12 protein-coding genes and 2 pseudogenes are annotated in these 11,436 nt (G+C 66.4%); 6 read left to right on the forward strand and 8 right to left on the reverse strand.

The window, feature by feature from the left end; genetic code table 11:
- Window positions 1-204: 204 nt before the first annotated feature.
- Both AB0H61_RS28660 and AB0H61_RS28665 read right to left on the reverse strand, forming a co-directional pair.
- Window positions 205-1,430, reverse strand: a pseudogene (locus AB0H61_RS28660) (FAD-dependent monooxygenase).
- 65 nt (window positions 1,431-1,495) lie between these two features.
- Window positions 1,496-1,639, reverse strand: a complete 144-nt coding sequence (locus tag AB0H61_RS28665; RefSeq protein ID WP_357310456.1) for a hypothetical protein — start codon at window positions 1,637-1,639, stop codon at window positions 1,496-1,498.
- A 113-nt stretch (window positions 1,640-1,752) separates the two neighbouring features.
- On the opposite strand from AB0H61_RS28665, the gene AB0H61_RS28670 reads away from it, so the two are divergent.
- Window positions 1,753-2,559 (forward strand): helix-turn-helix domain-containing protein, encoded by an 807-nt coding sequence (locus AB0H61_RS28670; RefSeq protein WP_357310457.1) that lies wholly within the window; start codon window positions 1,753-1,755, stop codon window positions 2,557-2,559.
- A 26-nt stretch (window positions 2,560-2,585) separates the two neighbouring features.
- Here AB0H61_RS28670 and AB0H61_RS28675 read toward each other — a convergent pair whose 3' ends face one another.
- A complete protein-coding gene (locus AB0H61_RS28675) occupies window positions 2,586-2,939 on the reverse strand; it encodes a metalloregulator ArsR/SmtB family transcription factor (RefSeq protein WP_357310459.1) in 354 nt (117 codons plus the stop codon).
- Between the two features lie 119 nt (window positions 2,940-3,058).
- Here AB0H61_RS28675 and AB0H61_RS28680 point away from each other — a divergent pair.
- From AB0H61_RS28680 to AB0H61_RS28700, 5 genes and pseudogenes are all read left to right on the forward strand, one after another.
- Window positions 3,059-3,694, forward strand: a pseudogene (locus AB0H61_RS28680) (energy-coupling factor ABC transporter permease); the annotation flags it as partial.
- Window positions 3,695-3,739: 45 nt separating this feature from the next.
- Window positions 3,740-4,126 (forward strand): PDGLE domain-containing protein, encoded by a 387-nt coding sequence (locus AB0H61_RS28685; RefSeq protein WP_357310503.1) that lies wholly within the window; start codon window positions 3,740-3,742, stop codon window positions 4,124-4,126.
- On the forward strand, window positions 4,127-4,888 hold the full coding sequence (gene cbiQ, locus AB0H61_RS28690) for a cobalt ECF transporter T component CbiQ (protein WP_357310461.1): 762 nt from the start codon (window positions 4,127-4,129) through the stop codon (window positions 4,886-4,888).
- 11 nt (window positions 4,889-4,899) lie between these two features.
- A complete protein-coding gene (locus AB0H61_RS28695; RefSeq protein WP_357310463.1) occupies window positions 4,900-5,604 on the forward strand; it encodes an ABC transporter ATP-binding protein in 705 nt (234 codons plus the stop codon).
- 279 nt (window positions 5,605-5,883) lie between these two features.
- Window positions 5,884-6,624 carry a class I SAM-dependent methyltransferase gene (locus AB0H61_RS28700; protein ID WP_357310465.1) on the forward strand — a complete coding sequence of 247 codons (741 nt, stop codon included), beginning with the start codon at window positions 5,884-5,886 and terminating at the stop codon, window positions 6,622-6,624.
- 67 nt (window positions 6,625-6,691) lie between these two features.
- Here AB0H61_RS28700 and AB0H61_RS28705 read toward each other — a convergent pair whose 3' ends face one another.
- From AB0H61_RS28705 to AB0H61_RS28725, 5 genes are all read right to left on the reverse strand, one after another.
- On the reverse strand, window positions 6,692-7,360 hold the full coding sequence (locus AB0H61_RS28705) for a type 1 glutamine amidotransferase domain-containing protein (protein WP_357310467.1): 669 nt from the start codon (window positions 7,358-7,360) through the stop codon (window positions 6,692-6,694).
- 112 nt (window positions 7,361-7,472) lie between these two features.
- The gene (locus AB0H61_RS28710; protein ID WP_357310469.1) at window positions 7,473-8,540 is read right to left on the reverse strand and encodes an aldo/keto reductase; all 1,068 of its coding nucleotides are present in this window, start codon (window positions 8,538-8,540) and stop codon (window positions 7,473-7,475) included.
- Window positions 8,541-8,656: 116 nt separating this feature from the next.
- Window positions 8,657-8,968 (reverse strand): hypothetical protein, encoded by a 312-nt coding sequence (locus tag AB0H61_RS28715; RefSeq protein ID WP_357310471.1) that lies wholly within the window; start codon window positions 8,966-8,968, stop codon window positions 8,657-8,659.
- Window positions 8,965-9,924 (reverse strand): RNA polymerase sigma-70 factor, encoded by a 960-nt coding sequence (locus AB0H61_RS28720; RefSeq protein ID WP_357310473.1) that lies wholly within the window; start codon window positions 9,922-9,924, stop codon window positions 8,965-8,967. The genes AB0H61_RS28715 and AB0H61_RS28720 overlap by 4 nt, the downstream gene beginning before the upstream one ends.
- 104 nt (window positions 9,925-10,028) lie before the next feature.
- The gene (locus AB0H61_RS28725) at window positions 10,029-11,219 is read right to left on the reverse strand and encodes an FAD-dependent oxidoreductase (RefSeq protein WP_357310475.1); all 1,191 of its coding nucleotides are present in this window, start codon (window positions 11,217-11,219) and stop codon (window positions 10,029-10,031) included.
- Window positions 11,220-11,436: the final 217 nt, after the last annotated feature.

The raw sequence follows: 11,436 nt of genomic DNA on the forward strand, positions 1-11,436 counted from the left end.
TAGTGCAGGGTCGAAACTGCCTCCCCGACAGTCAAGTAGAGCTCGGTAGTGACGGTGCGGCTACCCGGTCTCGATCAGAATCGGTGATCTCATCGTCGAGCCAGGCAACGGACGTCCGGGCCGCCCGACGGGTTGGGCCACGTTGTCGGTCGGCGGCCACGTGTGCTGGACGGGTGTTGAGGGATATCCGTGCGAGAAATCGCCTTAGGAAGGGTGCGGTGCTCGATCGGGTAAGGGCTGGTAGTCGTCGACGGTCATGGAGTTGTAGAGGCGTGCGCTCTTGGTGGTGAGGCGAAGGAAGGCACGACGGGGCCTCGCGGGCAGAGCGGAGACCAGGCGAGCGCCTTGAACAAGTCCCGACACGCCAAGGCGGGACGTGGGGACCAGCGTCTTCGCCGCGCTCAGTGCGACCGCGCGGCTGCCGCGCACATGCTCCGCCATCGCGCGTTCGTAGGCGGGGAAGGCGCGCTCGTGATTGCCGCCCGCCCGCGCCACTCTCCGGCGAGGACATATGCGCCGACGACGGCCAGGCTGGTGCTGCCGCCGACGGCCGGGCCGGGGCAGTAGCCCGCGTCGCCGACGAGTGTCACCCGCCCTCGCGAGCACGTGTCCATGCGGATCTGGGTGATCGAGTCGAAGTAGAACGCCGGGGTGCGGTCGAGCTCCGCCAGCCAGCGGTCCACCTCGGCGTGCATACCGCCGAACGCCCCGCGCAGCAACTCCTTCTGCCTGGGCACGTCGCGGTGGCAGTAGTCGAGCTTGCGTTCGCGCCGGAACAGGAACAACGCCGGCGCGTCGCCGAGGTGCCGCGCGCCGTACATACCGGCGGTGCGGCCGATACCGACGTGGAGGCGGAGCTCGCCATCGAGGTCGGAGACGTTGGGCAAGGTCATCACCCCGAGGTAGACCCCGGTGAAGGCGCTGAAGCGGGACTCGTCGCCGAAGACGAGGCGGCGCACGGTGGAGTGCAACCCGTCCGCGCCGACGACGAGGTCGAAACGGCGTGGCGCGGCGTTGGCGAACCGCACCTCGCCGTCCGGCGAAATCGCGGTGATCGAGTCATCGAAGAGGTACTCGACGTCGTCGCGCGCGGCGTCGTAGTAGATCTCGCTCAGGTCGTCGCGCATGATCTCGATGTGCCGGTCGGAGGTGGCGCTGAAGATCTTGGAGAGGTTCACCCGAACGGGACGCCGCGCGCGCTCCCGGTAGACGGTCATCCGATTCGCGCCGGTAGCCCGCTCCTCGATACTCGGGAGCACGCCCATCTTCTCCGAGATATTCATCGCGGGCCGGAACAGGTCGACCGCGTGACCGCCGGTCTTACGCAGAGCCGGCGCACGTTCGACCACGGTGACGCAGAAGCCGTGCCTGGTAAGCCAGTACGCCAACACCGGACCGGCGATACTGGCGCCGGAGATGAGCATTCGCATGAGCATGCTTCCTCAGGGTCAAGGTTCTGGTTGCGCGCGGCTACCTTCCGTTGCCGCACGTGTTTTCAGCGATGTCCGGCGAAGTCGCGGATGAGTGCGCCGGTGATGTCGGACTTCTCGATCATGGATGTGTGACCGCAGTCGAGGATCTCGCTCCGAACATGCGGGACGCGGCGGTAGGACGTTGCGGCGGTGGCGGTTTTGTCCATGAGTCCTCCTTCGGTCGATCCGTGATGCCACCACTCTGCTGGGCGAAAACGAAATGTGTCTTGAAGAAATGTCAGCGTCCGCGGATGGTATGAACCGCTCATACAATCGGCGTGTGGCCTGGGAGATTGCGCGACCATCGCGGACACCCGCACTGCGCGGCGTCGATATGGCTGGATTCCGTATTCATGGTGACGGCCCGGCGCAGCTACGTGCCGTTCCCCATCCGGCCGTCACGGTGGTCGTCGAGTTCGGTGACCGTTGCTTCGACGTCCGCGACTCGACAGGCCGAAACCATTCGGGCAGCCTGACCCTCGGTCTGGCCGGCAGCGCGGCGCCGGTGCGCGTCGAAGCCATCGAGTGTGTACAGGTGCGCCTGTCACCGGTTGTCGCACATGCCATCCTCGGGTGCTCGCTTGCCGAGTTGAGCGGGAATATCGTTGGACTCGAAGATCTTTGGGGTCGCGACACCACACGCCTGCGTGAGCGCCTGCACGAGACGCAAAGCTGGCATGAACGATTCGCACTGGTAGACACGACGCTCTCGGCGCGGTTGCGAGACGACCGCCGGGCCGACCCGGAGGTCGTCTGGGCATGGCGCCAAATCATTGCCAGCCGAGGCCGGTTCCGCGTCGAGCACCTTGCCGCTCGAGTCGGGTGGAGCCGCCAACGACTGTGGTCACGCTTCGGCACCCAGATCGGCCTGACACCGAAACGCGCTGTCAGGCTGGTTCGTTTCGACCACGCCATGCACCGGCTGGTCCGGGGACATTCGCCCGCGCAAGTGGCGGCCGACAGCGGTTACGCCGACCAGTCCCATCTCTACCGCGACGTCCGCGAATTCACCGGCACGCCCGTCACATCCGCGGTCAGCGAACCATGGCTCGCGGTGGACGACAGGGCCTGGCCGTCGAGCACGTAGGGCGCAGGTGGCTGGGGGAGCGGCCCTCAGAGCGGACTCGGCGCGGAGGCGTGGGGAGCGCCGATCCAGTGCAGGAGTTGATGGATCGTTTCGTCCGCGAGCCGGTAGCGCACGATTCGGCCGCTTTTGGATGCGGTGACCCAGCCCTGGTAGCGCAACAGGCGCAGGGCATGTGACGCGGCGGTTGCCGTCATCCCGACGGCGGCGGCCAGGTCGGTCACGCTCTGGTCGGGGGTGTGGTGCAGGCACACCAGCAGCCGGAGCCGATTCGCGTCCGAGAGCAGGTCGAACCGATGGGCCCAGTGTTCGATACCCGCGACATCCAGGCCGGGCGCTGCGGGCCGGGCGTGTTCGGGGTTGAGCGGGGGGCTTGGGGCCACTGTTCTACTCTGCCGTCCTCTCTTCGCCGGGGCCAGTCATCGCCAATACCCAACATATCGGTCCACTTGTACATATATGGCGCGTATCGTATCGAGGGGTGAGCTGCACCACATCGGCCATGCATATGAGTGATGGCATTGTTGACGCCCCCACCTCTGCGATATTCGCGGTTATCGCCATTGCGGGACTAGGTTTCGCGGCGCGGCGCGCGCGTGCCGAACTGGATGAGCGTGCCGCCCCGATGGCGGGTCTGGTGGCGGCGTTCATCTTCGCGGTGCAGATGGTGAACTTCCCGATCCTGCCCGGTGTGAGCGGGCATCTACTGGGCGGAGCGCTGGCCGCGATTCTGGTCGGGCCCTATGCGGGTGCGCTATGTGTGGCGATCGTGCTGGTTGTGCAGGCGCTGCTGTTCGCCGACGGCGGGTTGACGGCGCTGGGTACGAACATCACGAATATGGCGTTGATCGGGGTGGCGGTCGGGTACTTCGTCGCGCGCCGTTTGCTCCCACTGGCGCCGAGGCGTGGTGGGATCGGTGTCATCGCCTTCCTCGCCGCATTGTCCGGAACCATCCTCGCCGCAATGGGTTTCGTCGTCGAGTACGCGATAGGCGGCGCCGCCGGGTCAACTGTTGGCGCGGTCGCCTGGTACATGCTGGTCACCCACACTTTGATCGGCATCGGGGAAGGGATCATCACAGCGATCACCGTCGTCGCCGTCGTCAACGCCCGCCCCGACCTCGTGTATCTGCTGCGTGCTCGCGAAGCGGCGAGTGCGACCCCGCGGCGCGCCGCACTCTCGGTGAACGGATTCCTGTTCGGTTTCGCCGCGGTCGCGGTGCTCGTCGCGGGCCTGCTGTCCTATGTGGCCAGTTCGCAGCCGGACGGCCTCGATGCCACGACGCAGCGCGGCTGCACTGTCGTCGAGGTCGACGGAGCCGAAGAGTTGCACGGTGAGTGCATCGCCCAGAACGCGGGCGGCCATGCGCTCGCGCATTCGCCGTTGGCCGACTACACCATCGACGGTAACGACCGACTGACCGGCATCGCCGGCGTGCTCGGGGTCGCTGCCGCCTTCGCCGTACTGTTCGCGGTGTTGCGCATCATCAGGGTAGGTCGATCGAAACACCCACGGGCCGATCGTGTTTCGGAGGGTGGAAGCGCGTCACCCGAGCCGGGTTCGTGGTAGATGTCCACGGTCAGCCACCGGCTGCACTTGGCTCGCAGTTCGCCGGTGCATCGGGCTCCGGCCGAAGTGAAGATCGTCTGCGCCGCGGTCATGGTTTTCGCCGTCGTGGCGACGCCACGAGAGATGTTCTGGCCGTTCGCTGCCTACGCGGCCGGACTGCTCGCGCTCTGGCGCGTGGCGCAAATCCCACTGCGGTGGATCGCGCCACGACTACTCATCGAATTACCTTTCGTCGTATTGGCGATTCTGCTGCCGTTCGCGGCCGGAGAACCCAGGACGATGCTGTTCGGGCTGTCGATGTCGACGACGGGTCTCTACGCGGCCTGGGGAATTATCGCGAAAGGAACAATCGGGGTGGGGATTTCACTGACGTTGGCGGCCACGACGAGCGTTCGTGAACTGCCCGGCGGGCTCAGCAGACTCCACGTGCCCGGCATGGTCGTCACAATCGTCGTGCTGATGTTGCGCTACGTGGACGTGATCGCCGACGAGGCGGCACGCATGCGTCTGGCGCGGGTCTCGCGTGGGGACGACCCGCGGACGATACGGCAGATCGGCGCGACAGCGCGCGGCGTCGGAAGCCTGTTCCTGCGATCCTACGAACGAGGCGAACGGGTCCACCTGGCCATGCTCTCGCGCGGGTTCACCGGCACCGTCACCGATTTCGGCACATCTCCGGCCACCCGTGGACAATGGTCTCTCGCCTGCGTCCCCGCTCTGGCCGCCCTCGGAGTCTGTGTCGGCGCCTGGGTCGCCCGGTGAACGGGTCCGGAGTGTCCGCGGTACGCCTGGTCGACGTGGCATTCGCGTATCCGGATGGGACCGGTGCGCTCAACGGGCTCCATCTCGACATCGCAGCTGGAGAGCGAGTCGCGGTTCTCGGGCCCAACGGCGCGGGCAAGTCCACACTGATGCTGCATCTCAATGGTGTGCTCACCGCGGGTTCCGGCGAGGTATACATCGGCGGCATACGCTTGGACCGCACCACCGTTCGCACCATCCGTCAGCGCGTCGGTGTGGTGTTCCAAGACCCCGACGATCAATTGTTCATGCCGACCGTCGAACAAGATGTCGCGTTCGGTCCGATCAATTTCGGTATACGCGGCGAGCGCCTCGCCGAGAGCGTGCGCTTCGCCCTCACCGCGGTCGGAATGTCGGATCGAGCCGATCGCTCCCCGGCACGTCTGTCGCTGGGCGAACGCCGCCGCGCCGCACTCGCCACCGTACTGGCATGCCGTCCGGAGGTACTCGTCCTGGACGAACCGGCCGCCAACCTGGACCCGGTGGCCCGCCGCGAACTCGCCGACATCCTGCTGACCCTGCCGACGACGCTCGTCCTGGTGACCCACGACCTGCCCTACGCCCACCGCATCTGCGACCGCGCGGTAATCCTCGACGGTGGACGCATCGTCGCGGACGGTCCCATAGACGAAATCCTGTGCGACGCCGATCTTCTCGCCGAACACCGTCTCAGCTGAACCCTGAGGGCGCCACTGCGCGTGCCGCACGTAACATCCGGCAATTGCCTCTGCGACAGATCCGATCGTTTTCGACACAATGCGGGAATCGGGCGTCTATTTGTGGTGGATTCGGTCGAAAATTGTGTACTGTTTCCTGCCGAACCCGGGTTCGATGTCGAATTTCAAAAGTCGTGCGAGATCGTCGTAATTAGGTAGGTCATGGTTCAGCGGCCGCGTCCGCGTTTTACGCATACCAATGTTCGGCAGAACTTCATTGATCACGGATACGGAGGCGTTGTGGACTGGGAATTGTGGCAGCGCAGTTGGGATCAGCAGCAGGAACTATATTTACCCGAACGCGAGGAACGGTTCCGGGTGATGATGGATGTGGTGGCGGCCGCGGTGGGGTCCGAGCCACTGGTGCTGGATTTGGCCTGTGGGACAGGCACTATCAGCCGACGGCTGTTCGCCCGCATGCCGCGAGCGAGGTCGGTCGCGGTTGATGTGGATCCGACGCTGCTGGCAATAGCACGGGGATCGTTCGAAGGGGATTCACGGATTACGTTTGTGACGGCCGATCTGGCCGATCCCCGCTGGATGGATTGTTTGCTGGACGAGCCATTCGATGCCGTGCTGACCGCGACGTCGTTGCATTGGATGAAGGCCGAACCGGTGACCCGGTTGTATGCCGACCTGGCGAAGCTGATTCGACCGGGCGGGGTATTCGTCAATGCCGATCACATGCCCGATCCGGAAACCCCCATGCTCAACGCCATTGACGCGGCCATCCAGAACTCGCACCAGGAACGCGCCCGTGCCGAAGGTGCGCTGGATTGGGAGCAGTGGTGGGCGACGGTAGCTCGCGACTCGGGCTTGGCCGAGGAACACGCGGGCAGCCGCGCGATTTTCGAACAGCACAGCGGGGGCGAGGAACATCCGGTCGCGTGGCACTGCCTGCGATTGAAGGAGGCCGGATTTCTGGAGACGGGTGTGGCGTGGCAGTCGATCAACGACGCGATGGTGGTCGCGATCAGGTGACGACGATCAGTCGGTCTGGGTTGGCATGGTGGCGCCGGGCGGATCGTTACGTTGCTTGACGCGGGTTCTAGCCGGTCAGTGCGTCGACGACTTGCCGGGCGGTGCGTCGGGCGGAGGCGGGGTTTTGGCCGGTGACCAGACGTCCGTCGCGGATGACGTGCTCGGTCCAGTCGGGGGCGGGTCTGTGTTGTGCGCCCTGGGCGATCAGTCGCTCGGCGAGTACGAACGGAATGATCTCGATCATGCCGGCGGCGATCTCCTCGGATTCGGTGAAGGCGGCGACCCGCTTGCCGTCGACCAGATAGGAACCGTCGGACAGGGTGAGTCCGACCAGCGCGGCCGGGCCGTGGCACACGGCCGCGATGACTCCGCCGTTCTCGTAGACGGTGCGCGCCAGGCGGGCCAGTTCGGGGTTGTCGGGGAGGTCCCACATGGTGGCGTGCCCGCCGACGAAGAAGACGACGTCGTAGCAGGCCGGGTCGATATCGCGTGGTCGGGGGGTGTCGGCCAGTTGCTTCGCGGTCTCGGCGAAGAAGGCGGCCTGGTCGGGGTCGGTCGGATCGACCTCGTCGCGCGGTGGCTCGCCGCCGGCTGTGCTGACCAGGTCGATCTCGAAACCGGCCGCGCGGAAGACCACCCATGGGTGGGCGGCTTCGGCGGCGTTGAAACCGTTGGGCCGTCCTCTGTCGCCGAGGGTGGCGGTGCTCGTCAGCACCATGAGAACGCGCTTGCTCATGTCGTTGTCCTTGCGAGTTGTCGTCTTTGCGAGTTGTCGAACAAGCCTCGGCCGGTGTGGAACGGTGCACGAAAGCCGTTCCGAGACACCCGGCCGAGACGGTTGGTGACGGTCAGGGACGGGTGGGGCCGATGCCCGCGCCGGTCGTCGTGATGGCGGCGGCGATTTCCTCGAGGTCGTCAGCGGACAGTTCGACCGAACCCGCACCACGCCAGCCGTTCACCTGCTCGGGGCGGCGGGCTCCGACGATCGCACCGGTCACCCCGGGCCAGGCCAGAGCCCAGGCGATCGCGACCTCGGCGACGCTCACGCCGAGCCGTTCGGCAATCGGACGCAGCGCGGCGGCGAGAGCGAGATTGGCGTCCAGGCCCGTTGTGAAATCGGCGTGCGCGGAGCGCCAATCGTCGGCGGGCAGGGCGGCGGCGCGTTCGGTCGTGAAAGCGCCGGTGAGCAACCCGGATTGCAGCGGGGAGTAGACGATGACCCCGGTGCCATGCTCTGCGGCCCAGGCGATTTCGGCTGCGGCGGAGCGGTTTATCGCGGAGAACGGCGGCTGGATCGCATCGACGTGGGCGACCTTCTCGGCGCGGTCGAGCAGGTCGGGGGTGTGGTTGGACAGACCGATCGCACGTACCTTGCCCTCGGCCTTCAGATCGGCCATGACCTGCCAGTACTCCTCCAGCGGGGTCGCGTTCGGGGAGACCGCGCCGAAGCCGTCACCGGCGTACTCCAGAGACTCGCCGGTATCGGGATAGTGCACCTGATAGAGATCGATGCGGTCGACACCGAGGCGGCGCAGCGAGTCCTCGACCTCGCGGCGCACACTGTCGGGCCGCATGATCCGGCTGGGTGCGGCGGTCGGGTTTTCGGGGTCCCAGACCAGTCCGGCTTTGGTGAAGACGAACGGCCGGTCGGCCTCGGGCAGGTCGGCGATCGCGCGTCCCACCAACTCCTCCGAATGACCCAGGCCATAGACGGCGGCGGTGTCGATCCAGTTGACCCCGGAGGCGATGGCGTGTCGGATGGCCGCGACCGATTCGGCATCGTCGGTGGCACCCCAGCCGAACCGCCACCCGGACCCGGCGACGGCCCAGGAACCGAATCCGGTTCGGGTGATGTCCATCCCGGTGCCGCCGAGTGGACGGGTCGGCAATGCGCCGCAGGCAGTGTGGTTCGACATGTTCCTCTTTCGTTTGTTGTTTCGTTGTCCCGCTTCGACTTCGGCGTCAGGGGAAGCGGAAGTTCGTACAGTTAGGGCGTAATATGTTGTATACCAGGCAGTTTCGGGCTCAAGCGTTACGTCAGTGAGCGCGTCACAGGTGATGCGGGCGTGCTCAGAACTCCGCCGGGGCGCCCAGCGCGCAGTCCGCTGACCAGGCACAGCGCGACGCCCAGCGAGAGCCAGCAGACCAGAACGGTGACGGCGTGGGTGGCCACGCGGCCGTCGAAGAAGGCGGTCGATCGCAATAACCGGCCACCGGCGCCTGGGGGCAGTAGCTGGCCGAGCGTGCCGGACCAGCCGGGCAGCATCTCGGGTGCGGTCGCCGTACCTGAGAGGGGGTTACCGATGAGCATCATGGTGACGGCTGGTTCGTAACCGGTGTTCATTGCCGGGTGAGTGGGGTTTCGGATTCGATGTAGGTCAGTTTCTGTGGGTTGCGGATGTAGTAGAGGCCGGTGATGTGGGTGTCCTCGACGCGGACCGCGATGACGCCGTCGAACTCCCCGTCGACATACAGAACCAGTGCGGGGCCACCGTTGACCGTGGTCGCCTCGGCGGTGAGCATTACGTCGTTCTTGGTGAGGCGGCCGACGATGAAACGGGCCACCTTGTCGGCGCCGATGATCGGATGCGGTGTGGCCTGCTTGATGCCACCGCCGTCGCTGATCGTCATTACGTCGGGGGCGAGTACGTCGAGCAGGCCCTGCAGGTCCCGGGACTCGAGCGCGCGCCGGAACGCCTCGACAGCGGCTTCGGCCTGCTGTGAGGTGACCGAGCGGCGCGGCTGGCGGGCTTCGACGTGGCGGCGGGCGCGGTGGGCGATCTGGTGCACAGCGGCAGGGGTTTTGTCGACCGCGGCCGCGATCTCGTCGTAGCCGAATCCGAATGCCTCGCGCAGCACGAACACCGCTCGTTCGGTCGGTGACAGCGTCTCGAGCACGAGCATCAACGCCATCGACACGCTTTCGGCGAGTTCGACATCCGCGGCCACATCCGGGGTGGTGAGCAGTGGCTCCGGCAGCCAGGAGCCCACGTACGCCTCCCTGCGGCGTTTCATCGACCGCAGCCTGTTGAGCGCCTGCCGGGTCGTGATCCGGACGAGGTAGGGGCGATGGTCACTCACCGTCGCCATGTCGACCTTCACCCATCGCAGCCAAGTTTCCTGCAGGACGTCGTCGGCGTCGGCCGCCGATCCGAGCATCTCGTAGGCGACGGTGAACAGCAGATTGCGGTGGGCGACAAACGTTTCCGTCGCCTCGGCGGTAACGTGGTCGCAGCTGGCGCGACCTCCCGGCGCGCTTTCGGTCTGCCGCTGCCCGCCTGGTTGACCTGTCGTGCTCACGGAGTCTCTCCCATTTTCCGTCGGTAGCCGTTCGATCCGGGTCGCCGTCGCTGCGCCTGCGGCCGGGGTCACCGGCAGCCGTGCGCGACGACGCGGTTGGTGTCCTAGGCGATCGGTGCCACCGCGTCGGCGCTCTGGGCCAGTAGCAGCGCCGGCCGGTGCTTGCCGTCCTTGGGCCAGTGGTGCGAGCCGGGCTTGCGCGCTTCGGTCACCAGATGCTTCACACTGGCGGCGCAGGAGAACTCCTTGAGCTTTTTGCCCGCGAACCCGGTGAAGTAGAGCCGCATCGCGGTGTCGTCCTTGTGGCCGAGCTGGAAAATCCCGGCGTCGCGGCCGAAGCTGATGCACATTGCGGGGAATGACAGGTCGATCGGCGACGGCCGCTCGCCCGCGATCCGGTTGAGCACCGTGTCGGCGGCGTGCGCGCCAAGGCATCCCGCGGCGTAGGCGGACATCCGAAACGGCAGGTCCGACGGCGCCGCCGAATCCCCAGCCGCCACGATGCGATCGTCATCGAGGCTGGTCAAGGTTTCGTCGGTGAGCAGACGCCCGGCGGTATCGGTGCGCAACCCGCTGCGGTCGGCCAGATCCGGCACACCGAAGCCCGCGGTCCAGATGGTGACCGCACTCGCCAGCACGCGGCCATCACCGAGTTCCACGGCCGCCGCGGTCACCTCGGCGACCGAGGCGTCCGGGCCTTCCAGCACCGTGACACCCAGTCCTGCAAGGTATTTGCGGGCTGTGCGTCGCGCCCTCGGATGCAGGTACGGACCGACGACACTGCCACAGACCAACGTGACCGTGCGCCCCTGCTCCGCCAGTTCGGCAGCGGTCTCGATGCCCGTCGGGCCGCCACCGACGACCGTCACCGGGGCCGTCAAGGGTGTGTCGAACAGCACCGACCGTAGCCGCTGCGCTGCCTCCAAAGTGGCTACCGGGTAGGCGAACTCGGCCGCGCCGGGCACCTGCGGGCCCGCGCTGCCACTGCCGACCGCGTAGATCAGATAGTCGTAGCCGATCGCGGCGCCCTCGGCCAGGGTCACGCTGCGCGCGGCCGCATCGATCCGCGTCACATTGTCGATGACCAGCCGCACACCCTCGGCCAGCACTTCGGCATAGTCGACGACCGCATCGTGGGTCCCGCCCACCAGCTGGTGCAGACGCAGTCGCGGAACGAAGACCGGGCGCGGATTGATCACGGTCACCGTCACGTCGTCGCGCTGCGTCAAACGATTGGCCGCCATCACACCGGCATATCCGCCGCCGATTACGACCACATCGATGTTGTTGCCCATGGTGTCTCCTTCGCTCCGAGAGGCTCGAGAACTAGACACCGCAGCGACGAAAAACCTGACACCCTGTGATGCAGGTCATATAACGGGCAATCGGACACTCACCGCATAGCCACATCCGAGCGGGACCGAACGACTCAGACCGCGACCTCCCATTCGAACCCGTCCGGGTCGGTGAATGACCCGAAACCGCTGCCGATGATGATTCGGTGTGATCCGG

The organism is Nocardia sp. NPDC050710 (assembly GCF_040654375.1).
Taxonomy (GTDB): Bacteria; Actinomycetota; Actinomycetes; order Mycobacteriales; family Mycobacteriaceae; genus Nocardia.